Origin of the sequence: Mucilaginibacter ximonensis (assembly GCF_042686265.1) — a bacterium.
GTDB lineage: Bacteria > Bacteroidota > Bacteroidia > Sphingobacteriales > Sphingobacteriaceae > Mucilaginibacter > Mucilaginibacter ximonensis.
In genome coordinates, this window is the sequence record NZ_JBHUPD010000004.1 from 514,424 (window position 1) to 533,375 (window position 18,952).

Below are 18,952 nucleotides of genomic sequence, written 5' to 3' on the forward strand. Positions count from 1 at the left end.
AATCACATTCGGTCTATTCAAACATCTCCTTTACATTACCAAATGAAATTTTCTAAGAAATACCGTTTTGCCCAAGTTCATATGTTTCCATTTGTAGTGATATTCAAAATCAAAGGCGATCAAGTTATCGTAAACTCCGTTTTTCACACAAGCCGTAACAATCTGTCATTTTCACAAGATGATCCGACACTTTTTGAACTACTTCATGCGACACTGCTAACTCAGTGTTAAAAGGTTATTATACATAGGTTTTGGAGGGACACTTTTGCGCCATAAACACTACCTGTTTAAATGCAAATGAAACCTCTTAGGTGGATCCGACCCAGCGACCAGTCAATCACTGGCGGTGACCGACCGAGTTGTTGACTGATAAACCTGCCTATTGATGCGATTGGCATCCATGGCCGGTAAACGCTCTCCGGTAATATCTTCCAGCTTTGGGGCCATCTGTTTACCCTTTATTTTTGCCTGAGACCGGCAAGTTTTTTGTATGCGCATGGCCAATATGCGAATCACATGCGCTATTGCATTTATTCCGACCGCAAGCTTTTTACAGGGTTGGCCAGGGCAGCGTTAACGGACTGAAAGCTGACGGTGATCAGCGCGATCATAATAGCGCCAAACCCGGCTATTGCAAACATCCACCAGCTGATCGTGATCCGGTAGGCGAAACTCTGCAGCCATTGATGCATGGCCCACCAGGCAATGGGTGAGGCAACCAGGATAGCGATCACCACCAGCCGGATAAAATCAAGGGACAGCAAAGTGGTGATGCCCTGCACACTGGCTCCTAATACTTTGCGGATGCCGATCTCCTTACTGCGCTGCTCGGCTAAGAAAGCCGAAAGCGCGAACAATCCCAGGCAAGCGATGATGATTGCCAATACTGCAAAGCTGGTAAATATTTTGCCCATACGCGTCACGTCAGCATACATAGCGGTAAACGCGTCATCGAGGAAAGTATAACGAATGGGCTGATTAGGCGAGTAGGTTTTCCAGAGAGCGGTAATTTGACTGACGCCGCTTAGCAGATCGCCGCCGCGGAGTTTGACGGTCATCATGGAATTACTAATCCCAAAGTGAAGCATGACGGGTTGGATTTCGCTCCTTAAGGACTCGTAGTTAAAATCCTGTACCACGCCGATTACCGTAAAGGTCCCGTTGTCACTGATCCTGGCACCGATGGGATGCTGCAAGCTCAATGCTTTAACCATTTTTTGGTTGATAATGACTGAGCTGCCGGAGGTATCGCTGGCTATGTGGTAGGAAAAGTTCCGGCCTTCCACTAGCTTCATGCCCAGGGTTGGCAGGTAAGTATCATCCACCTGCCAGATCTGGCCAAGTACAGCAGGATCAATTTTGTCGCGCCCCTCTTTAAAAAAGGCGTTCCCGTTCCGCGAGGTGCCGCTGACCGGCAGGTAATCGCTGATGGAAGCGCTTTTAACGGCAGCGATCTTGCTCAATTCGGTTTTGAAACTTTTGATGTTCCGGTCGCCCAGCGTATTGGTGCTTTGCAGGATCATCACCTGGTCCTTATCGAAGCCGGCTTTGCGGTTCAAGATAAAATGCATTTGGTTATAGATCACCACCGTACCGATGATCAGTATGATGGAAGCCGCGAACTGGAATACGACCAGGCCATTACGAAGTACGGAGCTTTTGCTGCCGGCACTGATCGCGCCCTTTAGGACTTGTCCGGGCTTAAAAGCGGACAGGTAAAATGCTGGATATAACCCGGCCAGTGTACCGACAAATACAGCAGAAAACAAGATCACCGGCGCGAACCACCATTCCAGCCAGGGCATGCTCAGCGACCGGGCAGCAATCCCGTTAAAGTAGGGCAGAAATAACCAGGCGATAAAAATACCCAGGACAAAAGATACCAGGCTGTAAAGCACGGATTCGGCCAGGAACTGTGCGACGAGGCTGCTGCGGTTGGAACCTACGACTTTGCGCAGGCCAACTTCTTTAGCGCGGTTAGCCGATTTTGCCGTAGAGAGATTGATAAAATTGATGCTGGCGATAAGCAGGATAAACAGCGCGATCGCAGCAAACAGCCAGACAAATCGGATATCACCATTGGTCAGGCCGTCGGGAAAATCATAAGAATAAAGGTTAATATCTGGTACCGGCTGCAGGTAAACGTGAAACTTTGCCGCCGCTGCTATGGGGTCTTGTGCACCGCCTTTACGGGCTTCAGGCACCAGGTAATTTTTTCGCAGGCCGGTATTGAGTTTTTCTTCAAATGCAGCCAGGTTGGTACCGGCTTTGAGTTTAACATACTGGATATAGTTGTACCAACTCCAGCTATTTTGCTCGCCTGCTCCAAACTCCATTCCCGTAAGGGTAATGAAAAAATGAAAGGGATGTAAATGTGAGTTGGCCGGAATATCGGCCATAACGCCGCCGATGCGATACGGATGCTTTTGATCATCATCAATATACATTACCTGCCCCAAAGGATTTTTGCCGGGATAGTATTTATCGGCGATGGTTTTCGAGATCACCATCGTTTGCGGCTCCTTTAGCGCGGCAGCAACAGTGCCATAAACCATGGGCAGCTGGAATGCACTGAAGAAGGACTGGTCGATGTAAATGATCCCTTGTTCGTAGGTGTTTTGCTGCTGATCGGCACGGCGCAGTTCCGCATGGCCAAGATAAGAGTTGACCAAACGCATGCGCCCGGCGAACTCCACTTCCGGAAAATCCTGCTGTATCGCTTTCGATAAGGGTGCGGGCCAGGCCAGGCCGCGGCTCATTTCGCCATCGCCGACCACCCGGTATATCCGCCCGGCACCAGGGTAAAACCGGTCGAAGGTCATTTCATTGTGAATATACAAGCCAATCAATAAACAAGCTGCGATCCCCAGGGCAAAACCGCCGATCTTGATAGCGGCGTACATTTTTTGCCGGAGCAGCTGCCGGTAGGCGATCTTAAAATAATTTTTGAACATGATATTGCGTATAGTGTTTTCCGAACGCAATAGTAGCTGCTTTGCTCCCGGCTGTCGTACCAACTTATCAATTGGCACCTTTTTGCGCAGGCAGTTCTTATATTCCAGGGGTGTTTTCCCGGTGAGTTCCCGGAAGACACGGTTGAAGGTCGTTTTTGAGTTAAAGCCCGATTCGTATGCGATGGCCAATAAAGTGAACTTATCCTGGACAGGATCTGCCATTCGCCGTGTCACTTCACGAACCCGGAATTCGTTAATAAAATCGCTGAAGTTCTTTTTCAGGCCCAGGTTGATCACTTTGGACAGTTCATGCGGATGAATGGCTAATTTCACTGCCAGCGTGGCCAGCGTCAGTTCCGCGTCCGCATAAAAGCGGCCCGCTGCCACCCCTTCTTTTAACCTGCGGCCTTTTTCCCTGGCGTCTGCGGTTTCACTATGGGTTAAAGTGAGTTGCAGGCTGCCGTCCGGTTTCAGGAGGGTCGTAGCGGCTTGGAGCATCAGCACGAAAGCAATACCAAAAAAGAGGTGATTGCTAAAAAATGCCAATGCGCAAAGTGCGCCGAGCAACAGTAATACACGGTTAAGCGAGCGGAAGGCGTATCGCGGCCGGTCCATCAGCACCGGCTGTAACCGGTCATAAAAACGCTGGATCAATCGATAGGACAGGTACAAATAAATGATAACTGAAATTAAGATCAGCCAAACCGGCAGCCACCAGGCGGCCAGTAAAGGACAAAGATGAAACAAGTCATTTCTATGAAACCGCTGATCAGGGCAGGTTAACGCCCGCACATAGAAATATAGGAGCGGGCCTAACGCCGGTAAGAAGAAGCCACTAAGGCCGCCTGCTTTCAGCACCACAACTGTTAAGGCGAAACTTAAACACAAGTTCATCCTCTTTGAAGGATTTTTGGCAAATCCTAAAAGCAGCGCAATGGTCAGCCCGATGAAAAGCGTCGCCAGCGAAAAAAGGTCATATGACCGGATATAAAAAAAATGGTTTTCCAATATGATTCGCTTCCTCAAACCTTGGTCCAATATACCAGTCCTTTTGTAATCAAGCAATTATAGAATATTTGGATCGGTGCTGTATTAAAAGCGAACAACAGGGTGTTCGCTTTTGGCTTTTGAAGTCATATTGCCTCGCAGCACCATATATTGTCGCGTGAACTACCCAAAAAAGTGTCGCATCAACTCGTGAAAATTACACAATCGGCGCTATATTTAATAGCACTTGTAACATTTCCCCTCACCCAAAATCAAAGTAGTAATTACTACTTTTACACCCAACAAACTGATTTTATTATCCCAAACGCTAAAACCGATGTTTAAAACCATCTCACTCTCGGCTTTGCTATGCCTTTTTATGGTACAGGCCAACGCGCAGAAACTCTACATGCCGCGCGATATTCAGAAAGCTTTTAACAAAGGCACCCGCGACCTGAGCGGCAAACCCGGCAAAAACTATTGGCAAAATACAGGCAACTATAATATAAGCATCACCGTTGCCCCGCCAAGCCGCATGGTTAAGGGTTCTGAGCAAATCACTTATTATAACAATAGCCCTGATACGCTGAAAAGGCTCAACCTAAAGCTCATCCTGAATATCCACCGCCCGGGAGTAGCCCGCGCCGGCAACGCAAGTAACGACTATCTGACCGAAGGCATTCAGATAGACAAATTTGAAGCCGGAGGTGCAATGGCTAAATGGAACAACGCCGCAGCATCGGGCACCAACCAAATGGTTGGCCTTGCTAAGCCTTTAATGCCTCACGATTCTGTCAAGCTAAACATCGACTGGCATTTTGACTTATCAAAAGAGAGCGGCCGTGAAGGAGTGATTGACCCTACCACCTTCTATTTAGCTTACTTCTATCCGCGCGTTTCGGTGTATGATGACTATAACGGGTGGGACACCCTCGCATTTTTGGATGCGCAGGAGTTTTATAACGATTTTAACAATTACACGCTTAACGTAACGGTACCTAAAAACTTTATTGTTTGGAGCACCGGCACCTTGCGTAATGCCGACAAAGTTTTACAGCCCGAAGCCGCCAAACGCTTACAGCAATCAATGACCAGCGACAGCACCATTCATATTGCTACGCCGGCCGACCTCGCAGCTAAAAATATCACGGCACAGAACGAAACCAATACCTGGACCTGGACGGCTACCGATATCTCAGATATGGCCGTGGGGATAAGCGACCACTATAATTGGGACGCCGCCAGCGTAGTAGTTGACGATGCAACCCACCGCATTACCAGCGTGCAGGCTGCTTATCCGGACAAATCTGAAGATTTTCATCACTCGGTACAATTTAGCCGCAATGCCCTGGGTTGGTTTTCACGCAACTGGCCGGGGGTACCTTATCCATTCCCTAAAATGACTGTTTTTCAGGGGTTTGCCGATATGGAGTACCCGATGATGGTAAATGACAGCCACCAGGACGACCTGAAATTTGCACAGTTAGTGCAAGATCATGAGCAGGCGCATACTTTCTTTCCCTTTTATATGGGTATTAACGAAACCCGGTATGGTTTTATGGACGAGGGTTGGGCAACTACTTTTGAATACCTGATAGGCATTGCCGAAAACGGCAAAAAAGCCGCAGACGATTTCTATAAAAAATTCCGTATTGTACGTTATATCAATGACCCATCGACTATGGAGGATTTGCCTATTATTACGCCCACCAGCGAGCTGCGTCAGGGCTACGGCAACAATGCCTATGGTAAACCCTCATTAAGCTACCTGGCTTTAAAAGATATGCTGGGCGATGCATTATTTAAAAAAGCGCTGCATACTTATATGGATAACTGGCACGGCAAGCACCCTATCCCCTGGGATTATTTTAACTCGATGAATACAGGTTCGGGCAGAAACCTGAACTGGTTCTTTAATAACTGGTTCTTTACCAATGGATATATCGATTTGAAATTAGATAATGCACAAGCTGTTGCAGGTGGCTACAAGCTAAGCATTACTAATGTAGGTGGCTTTGCCGCTCCGTTTGATGCCGTAGTAACCTATACCGATGGCAGCACCCAAAGTACACATGCTACCTCACAGGTTTGGGAGAAAGACCAGCAACACATTATCATAACTATTAAGGCCAATAAAACCGCCAAGTCTATTATGTTAGACGGTGGTATATTTATGGATGCCACTCCGGCTGATAATAAGTGGACGGCTAAGTAAGACCTCCTTATATTAGAATCCAGATTGTCATCCTGAGCGATAGCGAAGGATCTTATCAAGTTTGCTTGTAAAGCGCATAAGATCCTTCGCTATCGCTCAGGATGACAATTTTATAATTTATCCCTCTGTCACAAATCACCCCTAATCATGTCCTTTCTAACCGTCATATAATTGATTGTCTTGCTATAGCTTTGTATCAACCGATAATTCAGAATATGAAGCAGGCAAAAAACATAGACGAATACATTGCTGATTTCCCTGAGGATGTCCAGGCACAATTACAATCCATCCGCGAAGCGATACAAAAAACCGCCCCTGAAGCTACAGAAGCAATTAAATATGGCATCCCTACTTTTATATTAAATGGCAACCTGGTGCATTTTGGCGGGTATAAAAAACATATCGGCTTTTACCCTGCGCCAATGGGTATTGAGGCTTTTGCCGAAGAGACCGCGCAGTACCGGGCAGGTAAAGGCACGCTGCAGTTTCCGTTTGATAAGCCTATGCCGCTGGATTTGATTGACAGAATTGTGAGGCATCGGGTTGAAAAGAATCTGGCAAAAAAGAAGAAATAACTTTACTTCATCAGCGAAGATTCGACATTCAGCATTCTGCATTCATTATCCCAATATTTACCAACACCGCTTTGACATCTCTTAGCATTAGCTGAACTTCGCTATCCCAATAATTGTATATGACAAGCCATTATAAAAAGATAGCTACTGAATTTTCTATCGCCGAAAAACAAGTTAGCGCCACCATTAGTCTGCTTGATGAAGGCGCCACCGTTCCGTTTATTTCGCGTTACCGTAAGGAGTTAACCGGCAGCCTTGACGAGGTGCAGGTAGCCGGCATACGCGACCGTATACAGCAGTTGCGCGAGCTTGACAAACGTCGCGAAGCTATTTTGAACTCGTTAAAAGACATGGGCAAGCTAACACCCGAATTGGAAGCCCAAATCAACGCTGCCGAAACAATGGTGGTTTTAGAGGATATTTACCTGCCCTATCGCCCCAAAAGAAAAACCCGTGCTACTGCTGCCCGCGAAAAAGGCCTGCAGCCACTGGCCGACGCGTTGCTTACCCAAAACAAGTTTGACATTGAGGCAGAGGCGGAAAAATATATAGCTGAGGAAAAAGGCGTTGCCAGCATTGAAGATGCGCTGAATGGTGCCCGCGATATCATTGCCGAGCACATCAGCGAAGATGCTGCCGTACGTACAAAGGTACGCGAGCTTTTTCTAGAGAAAGGAATATTTAAAAGTCGCGTTGTGCCGGGTAAAGAAGAGGCGGGTATTAAATTCAAAGATTACTTTGAATGGGAGGAGCCGGTAAAATCGGCACCGTCGCACCGTGTGCTGGCCATGCGCCGCGGCGAGAAGGAAGAGATTTTATACCTCGACATAATGCCGCCCGAAGAGGAAGCTATTGATGTTTTGGAAAAAGCATTTATAACCGGGCATAACGCAGCTGCCAACCAGGTTAAACTGGCCATTGCCGATGGTTACAAGCGCCTGCTGCGTCCAGGCATGGAAACCGAAGTGCGCCTGCTTACCAAAAAGAAAGCCGACGAAGAAGCTATCCGTGTATTTGCGGAAAATGCCCGCCAGCTATTACTGGCGGCTCCGCTGGGTCAGAAACGCACTATGGCTATCGACCCTGGTTTCCGTACAGGCTGCAAAGTAGTTTGTTTGGATGAACAAGGCAAGTTATTAGAATATACCGCTATTTTCCCGCATACCGGTACCGGACAGGCTAAAGAAGCTGAAAAAACCGTTCAGCATTTATTCGAAAAATATAATATTGAAGCTATCGCGATAGGTAACGGTACTGCCGGCCGTGAAACCGAACTGTCTGTACGTAAACTGAACTTGCCGGGCGCCAACATTGTAATGGTGAACGAAAGCGGCGCGTCGATCTATTCGGCCTCCGAGGTTGCGCGCGAGGAGTTTCCTGACAAGGATGTTACCGTGCGCGGCGCGGTATCTATTGGCCGAAGGTTAATGGACCCGCTGGCTGAGCTAGTAAAAATCGACCCTAAATCAATAGGCGTAGGTCAGTACCAGCATGATGTGGACCAGAATAAACTACAAGCTTCGCTTGATGATACGGTGATCAGCGCCGTAAACGCTGTAGGTGTGGAACTGAACACCGCTTCTAAACAGATATTGGCTTACGTATCCGGCCTGGGCCCGCAATTGGCGCAAAAAATTGTAGAATATCGTGATGAGAACGGTGCGTTCAAAAAGCGCGAGCAATTGAAGAAAGTGCCTCGCCTGGGCGATAAAGCCTATGAGCAGGCCGCCGGTTTCCTGCGTATCCACAATGCCGAGAATCCACTTGATGCCAGTGCCGTGCATCCCGAGCGTTACCCACTGGTGGCGCAGATGGCTAAGGATAAAGGCTGCACCGTGGCCGACTTGATGCGCGACGACAAACTGCGCGCCAGCATCCCACTCCAAAAATACATAACCGATAGTGTGGGCCTGCCTACCCTAAACGACATCATGGCCGAGTTAGCCAAACCGGGCCGCGACCCGCGCGAGCAGTTCGAGGCTTTTAGTTTTACCGAAGGCGTAAATGCCATAAGCGACCTGAAAGTGGGCATGAAACTGCCGGGCATTGTCACCAACATCACTAACTTTGGCGCCTTTGTGGACATTGGCGTGCACCAGGATGGCCTGGTTCACCTGAGCCAGATTGCTAATAGGTTTATTAAAGACGCTAATGAGGTACTGAAAGTGCACCAGCAGGTAGAAGTTACGGTTACAGAGGTTGATGTGGACCGCAAGCGGATTTCGCTATCTATGAAAACTGACGAGCCCAAGCGTGAGGACCGGCCACGTAACCAAGGCAAACCTCAGCACAGTAGTAAACCTAATTACAACAATCAGCCAAAAAGAAAAGAGCCCGAGCCGGAGACTGATATGGCACTGAAATTAGCGGCTTTAAAGAACATGTTTAAATAAGGCAGGTGTTTCGCAAAAAATGAAACAGTGTGAAACACTTTGGAACACTTTTTTTGTTAAAAAACTATAAATCAACACATTAAAAAATGGGTTGAAACAGAGTGAAACACCACTAAAAGTCGGTGAGTTTCGCTAAGAAAATTTGTTAATCAACTGATAATCAGTAAGTGCAAAATTTATGTTTTTGCGCCTTTTTTTGTTTCATTAGCCACCAGAGTGCCGAACAGGAGCAGTGGCCCTGTCAGCTGTGCAGCTTCGGACGAAAGCGGGTAAAACAATGGTGGCATTGTGCGGTCGCAGGGCTGTTAGGAATGTTGCCTGAAGCGTAGCACTTGTGCGACAAATTGGGGCAACAGGCCCCTGCCCAGGTTTTACCTGCTTTGCAGGGCAAAGGCCCGAGAGCGTAGAGAAGCGTTACAGATGACTTGATTTTTGGTTCTTTTCATCAAGGAAAAGAACAAAGCCTACCCGCGGCGATTGAGCGGAACGATCTCCGTATCCGTGAATACTGTGGTGGAGAACCTAGCGCGTGGGATACCGAAACAAGTTCGGCACGACGGTTAACGTCAATTCGCTCCCACAATATTCTCTCTCCCCCACTCTGCCAGCAAATCCATAATAGCTTGCAGCGAACGGCCTTTTTCGGTTAACGTGTACTCTACCCTCGGCGGCACCTCGGCAAAAACTTTACGGTTGATAATACCGTCAGCTTCCAGTTCTTTGAGCTGTCGCGATAATACCTTGAGCGCTATGCCAGATATGATTTTATGCAGCTCGCCAAAACGCTTGGGCCCGGTCATTAATACCCAGATTATTACGGGCTTCCATTTGCCGCCAACTATGCCAACCGCTGCGGTAATGGGGCATTCACAAGCCTGGTCGTATTTTTTTAAAATTATTTTTTCGTCTAACATATTGATAGCTAACAATAGTGACATTTTTGTCAATACTTGACAAGTTTGCCATTACTTGACAAAAGTAAAGTATTGGACTAATATTGTCGAAAAAAAAACATGGAAAACACCAAATCAGCGACTTACCAAAAAGGTCTGGCATTGTTAAACCAACTTCATGGCGGCCAGGCCGGCGAGCAATTGGTTGACAATTTAAAAGATATTTGCCCCGATTTTGTAGACATGACCATTGAGTGGGCAATGCAGGGCATTATGGCACGCCCGGGGCTTGATCTGCTTACCCGCGAATACCTGTTGATAGCTTCGTGTACTACACTGGGTCATGCCTTCCCTCAATTAAAAGCACATATTGACGCTGCGCTGAAACTTGGCGCTAGCAAACAACAAATTGTTGAAGTAATTTTACAAATGACCTTTTATGCCGGCGGCGCTGCAGTAAGTAATGCCCTGGCCCATGCTAAAGAGGTTTTTGCCAGTCACAACTAAAATAAACGCTATGAAAATTGTAATTGTAGGTGCAAGCGGCACCATAGGCAAACATGTGGTAGCTGCCTTAAAAAAGGACCACGAAGTTATTACCGCAGGCTCCAAAAGCGGCGACTACCAGGTTGATATCAGCTCGACCGAATCCATCGAAAACTTTTTTAAACAGGTGGGCCCTTTCGATGCCCTGGTAAGTACCAGCGGCAACGCGCATTTCGGGCCGCTGAGCGCTTTAACGGATACCGACTTCAGAAAAGGCGTCGACAGTAAATATATGGGGCAGATTAACCTGGTGCTGATCGGCCAACACTATATCAATCCGAAAGGATCATTTACGTTGACCTCGGGTTCGCTGGCGATTGATCCGGTAGCTTATGGCAGCGCGGTGTCTTCTATAAATGCAGCTATTGACGGTTTTGTCCGGGCAGCAGCGTTTGAGTTGGAAAATGGTGTCCGTATTAATTCGGTGGCTCCTGATGTGGTTGAAGAGTCGCCGGCTTATTTCCCGTATTTCCCCGGCCATATTCCGGTTAAGATGGATAAAGTTGCACAGGCATATGTTAAGAGCGTGCTGGGCCACCAAACCGGGCAGAATTATTTTGTAGTGGAGTAATAGCTTACATCCCTTTAATAAAATCGTCATTGCGAGGTACGAAACAATCTCTGCGCGACAGTAATTGAAGCTAAGCAGTGTAGAGATTGCTTCGTACCTCGCAATGACGTAGTGGAAAAAGTTAAAGATTGCTATTTTTGGCTGATGACTAACCCATTGATAGCCTTCCTCAGACTGTTTCATGCCATACCCGCTGACGATGAACAGCTCATCCTGGCCGCTACAGAAACACGTACCTACAAAGAAGGCGAATACCTTTTCCATGCCGGTAACATTTGCCGCGAAATGTATTTCATCCATAGAGGCGTGCTGCGTATTATGGTGTTGAATGAACAAGGCACACAGGTTACTTATTTTTTCCTGAAAGAAAATCAATTTTGCTGCATACTCAATAGCTTCAATAACAACACTATCGCTCACGAAAGTATCAGCGCCGCCTGCGATGTCGAGGTTTGTGTCTTCAGCCGCACGTCGCTTACTAAGCTTTATGGCGAGCTGCCTTATTTAAAACCGCTGATAGACCAGATTACGCAGCAGGCCTTGCTGGACAAAATCGACCTGAAAAACGGCTACCTGGGATATGACTCAACCACACGCTATAAAATGTTTTTGATGCGTCAGCCAGAGATTGCTCTGCGCGTTCCACTGAGCGATGTGGCCTCATACCTGGGCATTACGCCGCAATCGCTCAGTCGCATCCGCAGAAACTTAAAGTAGTGCTTTTTGCTTTTTACCATTTGTTAAGTGTAAGAAATTTTACGCGGCACAACTTTGTATAATCAAAATATTTATACAAATGGAAAACACAGCACAAGTTTCAAAATCATCATTAGCTAACAAAAAAATAGTTGTACTTGGCGGCAGTGCGGGCATAGGCCTGGCAACCGCCAGGGCCGCAGCTGCCGAGGGCGCCGTTGTAATCATTGTATCCAGCAATCAACAACGCATTGACCAGGCGCTGCAACAATTACCTGCAGGCAGCAAAGGCATTATTGCCGATTTAACCGACGAACAGCAAATTAAAGATCTGTTTAACGGAATCGGCAAGTTTGACCATCTGGTATTTACAGCCGGCGAGAACCTGTACCTGGCTAATATCGGCGACATATCACTGGCCGATGCGCAACGCTTTTTTAAGCTGCGTTACTGGGGCGCGTTCAGTGCAGTAAAATATGCGGCACCCAATATTAACCCGGGCGGTTCTATTACGTTAAGCGGCGGCACGGTAAGCAGGAGGCCGCAAAGCGGATGGTCGCTTGGTGCAAGTATATGTACAGCAATGGAGGGTTTTACCCGTGCCATGGCTGTTGAGCTGGCGCCATTACGCGTAAATATGGTTTGCCCGGGGTTGGTTAAAACTGATTTATGGAGCAATATGCCTGAAGCAGATCGCGACAATTTCTTTAATACCTATGCCGGTATGCTGCCTGTTAAATTTATAGCAGAGGCGGATGACCTGGCGGAGAGCTATCTGTACCTGATGCGCCAGCGTTATAGTACCGGCGAAGTAATTGTTGTTGATGGCGGAGGAGTTTTGGTCTAATCATTGCGGTTTACTATTTTAGGGGGCTTGCATAAACCACAAGCCCTACTTTAAAACCTGATTTATGATTATCATCAGAAACTACGAAGAGTTCGAAAAATATCTCGGCCAGGAGCTGGGTACATCTAACTGGCACACCATCACCCAGGAACAGATCAACAAATTTGCCGACGCTACTATTGATCATCAATGGATACATACTGATGAAGAACGCGTAAAAACGGAGAGCCCTTTCAAAGCAACTATAGCTCATGGTTATTTAACGGTATCGCTGCTGCCCTATTTCTGGCACCAGATTGCCGATGTGCAAAATCTGAAAATGCAGATCAATTACAGTATTGAGAACATTCGGTTTGCACAGGCAGTACCGGTAAATAGCAGGGTAAGACTGATTGCCAAACTAGAAGGGGTAGTTAATTTAAGGGGTATAACCAAAGCTACCATAGGCGTAACTATGGAAATTGAAGGCGAAAAAAAACCGGCTTATACCGGGTCGGTAGTTTTTTTATATCACTTTATGAGCTAGCTGGTATAAGCGTTATTTGGTAATTCAATAATTATTATAAATTTGAATAACCTTTTGATAACCAACTACAACCATTATTGTGATAATGAAACGCTTTTATTTAACGCTGCTACTGGCGGCGGCAACCTTTATGGTATGCTGCAAAATGGACACGCCGGATATGACGGGTGTTACAGACACCACTACCGGCTTTCAACCGCTGACAAAAGGCAGCACCTGGAGCTACCATCAAACTTTTAACAGTACCGATCATCCGGCTACCAACGAGGTGATTTCTATGAGCGGAAAACGCTCAGTTATTAACGGTAAAACTTATTACGAGGCCACTGACAAAGCCGATACGGTGATAAGCACAACTTATTTTTATCAGGGCAACGGCTCATACAGCATTCGTTCGGCGGTATTGGGCTCAGGCATTACCGTTGAGTATCTTTATTTAAAAGATGATGTGGCTGTAGGCCAAACCTGGACAGCGCCAATCAGTGACGATGGTAAGATACAGGGCTTTCCGGCTCAGATTGTTGGCCGGGTAATTAACAGAGATACCTCCATGACTATATCGTCAATGACGTTTAAACATGTAGCGCATACGCAATTAAAGCTGCAATACAAAATCACTACCGCTTTTGAAACTTATCAATTAATTGATTTTTACATCGGCAAAGGTGTAGGCATCATTGAGATTGACACCGATGCCGGACAACCGCTTAATTTAAAATCGCAGCAGTCTGTCACCAGCTACAAGATCGAAAAATAGCTTTCTGTAAACCTAATGCCATATTAACGGTAAAGGCTACTTTAACCAAAAGCGACTAGGTACTTTTGCGTCTCATTCACCATCTACTATGAGCACAAAAAATATACGCCTTAGCGTGCTTGACCAATCGCCCATACGCAAGGGGCTTACGGCAGAACAAGCCGTACATGAAACAATCGCGCTAGCAAAATATACCGATGGCTTAGGCTACACCCGTTTCTGGGTATCTGAACATCATAACACCGGCAGCCTGGCAGGCTCCACACCAGAGGTGCTGATTGCTTACCTGGCTTCGCAAACACAAAATATCCGCATTGGCTCGGGTGGAGTAATGATGCCTAATCACAGCGCCCTTAAAGTAGCCGAAAACTTCAGGATGCTGGAAGCATTGGCACCGGGCAGGGTTGACCTTGGCATGGGCCGCGCGCCGGGTACTGACAGGATAACCGCGTCAATACTAAATCCCTCCAACCATTTTGCCGAGCAAGACTTTGTTGAACAACTGGCTGACCTGCGGAACTATTTTCATGACCGGGCCGAACCGGGTACCATTCAGCAAAAAATAAGGGCCATACCACAAGTACAAACTGTACCGGCTATGTGGCTGCTAAGCTCGAGCGGGCAAAGCGGTTTGTTTGCCGCACATTTTGGCATGGGGTTTTCATTTGCGCATTTCATTAATCCGGTAGGCGGCCCACAGGCTGTACAAGTATATAAACAACGATTTCAGCCGTCTGAAGATTTACAAGAGCCTGAGGCAAACATGGCCATTTTTGTTTTTTGTTCAGAAGATCCTGAAAAGGTAATGCAGCATAAAGCGCTGATGGACCACCGTTTTATCCAATTTGAGCGCGGCATGGGGCTGTCGCCATATAACTACGAGGATATTAAAGATGTTGAATATACGCTTCAAGAGCAGGACCGCATACGTTATAACCGGCAGCGCGTGGTAGCCGGGTCGCCGCAAATGGTAAAAGACAGGCTTACCCAACTGGCCGAAAGCTACGATGTAGACGAAATAATTTGCGTTACTATTGCCGAAGATTTTGAAGACCGCCTGCAGTCGTACAAATTATTGGCAGACCTTTTTGAAATAAAAAACCGCCGGCAAAATTAATTCGCCGACGGTTGCTTTTGGAAGGTTTAGGTGATAGTTTTTTAAGTAAAATCAAAGCAATTGCTGTTATTAAAGCCTCTCGCAGGCTTTATACTCAGTGGTGATGGATGGGAAAAGGTTTAGGTTGATTATTATATTGAGAAACACACAACAAACAAAACACTCAACTTGCAATTGCTTTGATTTTACTTTATATATTTTTTATTGAAACGTTATCTTGATAATATTTTTTGCACCTGTATTCATAACATAAAGGTTACCTTGCGGGTCGAACGCCATGCCATCAGGCGCATTCAGTATCGGCCCGCTTAGCAAGGTTGAAACCACGCCGTATTTATTTATTAAACGTATAGCATAGCCGGTCGAACTATTACCATCTGCTACTACGATATTTCCTGAGTCGTCTGCCGCTATATTATACGGGTTTACAAACTGTGCAGTAGCGCCCGGACCATCTACCATACCCTTTGTACCCGACCCCGCCAGCGTTGTAACTACACCACCAGCGCTAATTTTACGGATGTTAAAAAACTGAAGGTCAGTTACATAAATACTGCTATCAGCCTTGTTGTATGTAAGGCCGTGCAAATCGCCAAATTGAGCGGCTGTACCTGTACCATTTATGCTTCCAACTGATGCGTTGCCTGCAATAGTAGTTACCAAAGCCGACGACGAAATTTTGCGTACGCGATGCGTGTCTGTAGTGTAAATGTTACCTGCCGCATCCAGACAAAGGCCCAAAGGGGCGTTAAACTGGGCTTTACTACCTATGCCGTCTGTAATGCCTTGCGTGCTACCGCCCATTAGGGTAACCAATCCCTCAGTAGAAACACGGAATATTTTACCGGCCAGATGATCAGTAACATACACGCCCTGCTCATAGTAATTGGCGCTGCCCCACAACGATCCGAATGTATATGGCTGGTTATATAAGGAAACGTTACCCGCCGGGGTAATGCGATAAACGGCGCTTGTGCTTTCGCCAATGAGGTCGCCATTTCCGTTAAACGAGATATGTTCAATACTGTAATCGGGCAATGACATAAACATACCCGATGTACCGGTTAATACTTTAAAGTCAACTACTGAGGTAAGTGTTGCACCGTTAGTTTTAACTACAACGGGGCCTGTTACGGCGCCTTGTGGGACAGTGAAATATAAAAATGTTGAAGATGCCGCATTAACCGTGGCAGCTACCCCGCCAACCGTTACCATGTTATTGGCAGCAACCGGATCAAAATTACTTCCGGTTATTTTGATCACCGTGTTAGGCAAGGCACTACCCGGACTAAATACACCTAATACTGGTTTAGCCGCGCCGCCACCGGTGGTAGGAGTTGAGTTAATGTATGAGTTGTTATAGTCAGGTTTGTAGTTACCCGGCTTTTTGCATCCTGCATTAAAAGTCAGTAAACAGACAGCCATTAAGGCTACTGGTACCGTACTATTTAGTTTTAAGGTTCTCATGACACTCGCGGTCTAAGGTTAAAAAGGTTCGTTTTGGTTTGGTATTATAAATGTAAAACAAAATTAAGATAAGTTGTTGCATCATATTTGCAAAAATGACTTATAAGTAAGTATTAAGGAGTTAAAAGATGTTAACTACCTTAACCCGTTAATTAAGTGACATATATCATAAATGGGAATTAGATTATCAGTCGTAAAACTAAATTGATATCTTTGCCGTTAATTATAACACATACAATAATTTATTACATTTCGTGATTATCCTTATATTTTTCCTGGCGCACTGGTTTTTGTCGCTGTTCTTTCAGACATTTTTTTTGCACCGCTATGCATCCCACAAAATGTTTAGTACCCACAAAATAAACGAGCGTATTTTTCATTTGATGACCTTTGTTTGCCAGGGTTCGTCATATTTAAACCCGCGTGCTTATGCTATTATGCATCGCGAGCATCACGCTTATAGTGATACCGAGAAAGATCCGCATTCGCCATATTTCTTTACAGATGTTTTCCAGATGATGTGGCGCACCGCGCAGAGCTATAAGCTGTACGAAAAACGCCTTAAAGAACCCGATACACAATTTGCCGGCTATTTTCCTGAATGGCGCCTGCTGGATTACTGGGGCTCAACCTATGCTTCTCGTATTCTTTTTGGTTTAGGATATGTTGCTTTCTACATTGCCTTTGCCACCCACTGGTGGATGTTTTTGCTGCTGCCTGTTCACTTTTTGATGGGGCCCATACATGGCGCCATTGTGAACTGGTGTGGTCATAAATACGGTTATTCTAACTTTGACAATGGCGACAAATCAAAAAACACTTTCTTTATTGATTTACTGATGCTGGGCGAACTGTTTCAAAACAATCACCACAAGCGCCCTAACAGTTCAAACTTTGCCGCCAGATGGTTTGAGTTTGACCCCGTTTACCCGGTTATGCGGGTGATGCATTGGGTACGCATCATTAAGCTGCGTAAAGTTGTTGCTTAATTCTGCACGCATTAAATAAACACAAAAGGTAAAAGGCGTCTGTAAACTGACAATCCTTTTACCTTTTTGCTTTTAGCTCCAACAAAAACCGTTTACCTTTACTACGTTTACCTTCCAAATTATAAAAATGAAAGTATCTGCATTAGCCGAAAACTTGCGCGGCTCTGAAATCATCAAAATTGCCGGTGAGATTAACGAATTAAAACGCCAGGGCCAAAACATTGCCAACCTTACTATTGGCGATTATGATTCAAATATTTATCCAATTCCTGACGAGCTTAAGAAAGGGATTGTAGATGCTTATGCAGAAAATCAAACCAACTACCCGCCTGCCGACGGGGTGCTGACATTGCGCGAAAGTGTATCTGCATTTTTAAAAAACCATTTAGGGTTAAGTTATAAACCCAATGAGATCCTGATTTCAGGCGGGTCACGTCCGTTGATTTACTCGACCTATTTGGCCGTAGTTGACGAGGGCGACAAAGTAGTTTTCCCGGCACCGTCGTGGAACAACAATCACTACTGCGATTTACTGAAAGCCAATGGCGTGATGGTACAAACCCGTGCCGAAAATAATTTCATGCCCACAGCAGATGAGTTAAGGCCCCACATTAAAGGCGCTACTTTACTGGCCCTGTGTTCGCCATTGAATCCAACCGGCACTATGTTCAGCAAGAAAGATCTCGAAGATATTTGCGACCTGGTGATTGAGGAAAATAAAAGCCGTGCAGCCGATGAAAAGCCGCTGTACTTTTTATACGATCAGATCTACTCGCAATTAACATTTGGAGATAACCGCCACTTTGACCCGGTTACGCTGCGCCCTGAACTGCGGGACTATGTAATATTTATAGATGGGGCTTCAAAATGCTTTGCCGCTACCGGTGTACGTGTGGGCTGGGGTTTTGGCCCTGCCGAAGTGATTAACAACATGAAAGCCATTGTTGGCCACATGGGTGCCTGGTCGCCCAAGGCTGAGCAGGTTGCCATGGCTAAATACATTATGGACGATGCTTCGGTAAATGCATACCTAACCACGCTTAAATCAAACATCCAAGCCAGTTTAACTGCGTTGCATAATGGTTTCCAGCAATTAAAAGCTGATGGTTTTGCCGTTGACTCGATAGCGCCGATGGGTGCCATTTATTTAACCGTGAAGATAGACGTAGCAGGCAAAAAGACTCCTGAAGGCACAATACTGAATAATTCGGCCGATATTAATTTTTACCTGATCAAAGAAGCAAAGATTGCTTTTGTACCATTCTCTGCTTTTGGCACTGGCGACGAGGTGAATTGGTTCCGCGCATCGGTAGGCGCCTGTACTTTGCAGGATATTGAGCAGGCTATTCCAAGAATTAAGGAAGCGTTGGCAAAATTGGTGTAAAACCTCACCCCGGCCCTCTCCAAAGGAGAGGGAGC

The 18,952-nt window shown here is 46.2% G+C and carries 15 protein-coding genes; 12 read left to right on the plus strand and 3 right to left on the minus strand.

The window, feature by feature from the left end:
• Positions 1-530: 530 nt before the first annotated feature.
• A complete protein-coding gene (locus ACFS5N_RS19350) occupies positions 531-3,962 on the minus strand; it encodes an ABC transporter permease (RefSeq protein WP_377189739.1) in 3,432 nt (1,143 codons plus the stop codon).
• A gap of 316 nt (positions 3,963-4,278) precedes the next feature.
• On the opposite strand from ACFS5N_RS19350, the gene ACFS5N_RS19355 reads away from it, so the two are divergent.
• The 3 genes from ACFS5N_RS19355 to ACFS5N_RS19365 all read left to right on the plus strand — a co-directional run bounded on the left by ACFS5N_RS19355 (position 4,279) and on the right by ACFS5N_RS19365 (position 9,124).
• Complete coding sequence (locus tag ACFS5N_RS19355; protein ID WP_377189743.1) at positions 4,279-6,156, plus strand: M1 family metallopeptidase; 1,878 nt, start codon at positions 4,279-4,281, stop codon at positions 6,154-6,156.
• Positions 6,157-6,371: 215 nt separating this feature from the next.
• Positions 6,372-6,731, plus strand: coding sequence for an iron chaperone (locus ACFS5N_RS19360; RefSeq protein WP_377189746.1), 360 nt, complete (start codon positions 6,372-6,374; stop codon positions 6,729-6,731).
• A 119-nt stretch (positions 6,732-6,850) separates the two neighbouring features.
• A complete protein-coding gene (locus tag ACFS5N_RS19365) occupies positions 6,851-9,124 on the plus strand; it encodes a Tex family protein (protein ID WP_377189749.1) in 2,274 nt (757 codons plus the stop codon).
• Between the two features lie 566 nt (positions 9,125-9,690).
• Here ACFS5N_RS19365 and ACFS5N_RS19370 read toward each other — a convergent pair.
• Positions 9,691-10,062, minus strand: a complete 372-nt coding sequence (locus tag ACFS5N_RS19370; RefSeq protein WP_377189752.1) for a winged helix-turn-helix transcriptional regulator — start codon at positions 10,060-10,062, stop codon at positions 9,691-9,693.
• A gap of 75 nt (positions 10,063-10,137) precedes the next feature.
• Between ACFS5N_RS19370 and ACFS5N_RS19375 the strand changes: the two genes are divergently transcribed.
• From ACFS5N_RS19375 to ACFS5N_RS19405, 7 genes are all read left to right on the plus strand, one after another.
• On the plus strand, positions 10,138-10,524 hold the full coding sequence (locus ACFS5N_RS19375; RefSeq protein ID WP_377189755.1) for a carboxymuconolactone decarboxylase family protein: 387 nt from the start codon (positions 10,138-10,140) through the stop codon (positions 10,522-10,524).
• Between the two features lie 10 nt (positions 10,525-10,534).
• A complete protein-coding gene (locus tag ACFS5N_RS19380) occupies positions 10,535-11,134 on the plus strand; it encodes a short chain dehydrogenase (protein ID WP_377189758.1) in 600 nt (199 codons plus the stop codon).
• 144 nt (positions 11,135-11,278) lie between these two features.
• Positions 11,279-11,851, plus strand: a complete 573-nt coding sequence (locus tag ACFS5N_RS19385) for a Crp/Fnr family transcriptional regulator (protein ID WP_377189761.1) — start codon at positions 11,279-11,281, stop codon at positions 11,849-11,851.
• Positions 11,852-11,930: 79 nt separating this feature from the next.
• Positions 11,931-12,677: an SDR family oxidoreductase gene (locus ACFS5N_RS19390; RefSeq protein WP_377189764.1), complete on the plus strand. Its 747-nt coding sequence runs from the start codon at positions 11,931-11,933 to the stop codon at positions 12,675-12,677.
• Between the two features lie 64 nt (positions 12,678-12,741).
• Complete coding sequence (locus ACFS5N_RS19395; protein WP_377189766.1) at positions 12,742-13,203, plus strand: MaoC family dehydratase; 462 nt, start codon at positions 12,742-12,744, stop codon at positions 13,201-13,203.
• 85 nt (positions 13,204-13,288) lie between these two features.
• Complete coding sequence (locus ACFS5N_RS19400) at positions 13,289-13,960, plus strand: hypothetical protein (protein ID WP_377189769.1); 672 nt, start codon at positions 13,289-13,291, stop codon at positions 13,958-13,960.
• Between the two features lie 88 nt (positions 13,961-14,048).
• On the plus strand, positions 14,049-15,077 hold the full coding sequence (locus ACFS5N_RS19405; RefSeq protein WP_377189772.1) for an LLM class flavin-dependent oxidoreductase: 1,029 nt from the start codon (positions 14,049-14,051) through the stop codon (positions 15,075-15,077).
• Between the two features lie 201 nt (positions 15,078-15,278).
• Here ACFS5N_RS19405 and ACFS5N_RS19410 read toward each other — a convergent pair whose 3' ends face one another.
• Positions 15,279-16,544, minus strand: coding sequence for an IPT/TIG domain-containing protein (locus tag ACFS5N_RS19410; RefSeq protein WP_377189775.1), 1,266 nt, complete (start codon positions 16,542-16,544; stop codon positions 15,279-15,281).
• A 254-nt stretch (positions 16,545-16,798) separates the two neighbouring features.
• Between ACFS5N_RS19410 and ACFS5N_RS19415 the strand changes: the two genes are divergently transcribed.
• Positions 16,799-17,533, plus strand: coding sequence for an acyl-CoA desaturase (locus tag ACFS5N_RS19415; protein ID WP_377189778.1), 735 nt, complete (start codon positions 16,799-16,801; stop codon positions 17,531-17,533).
• A gap of 127 nt (positions 17,534-17,660) precedes the next feature.
• The gene (locus ACFS5N_RS19420; RefSeq protein ID WP_377189781.1) at positions 17,661-18,917 is read left to right on the plus strand and encodes a pyridoxal phosphate-dependent aminotransferase; all 1,257 of its coding nucleotides are present in this window, start codon (positions 17,661-17,663) and stop codon (positions 18,915-18,917) included.
• Positions 18,918-18,952: the final 35 nt, after the last annotated feature.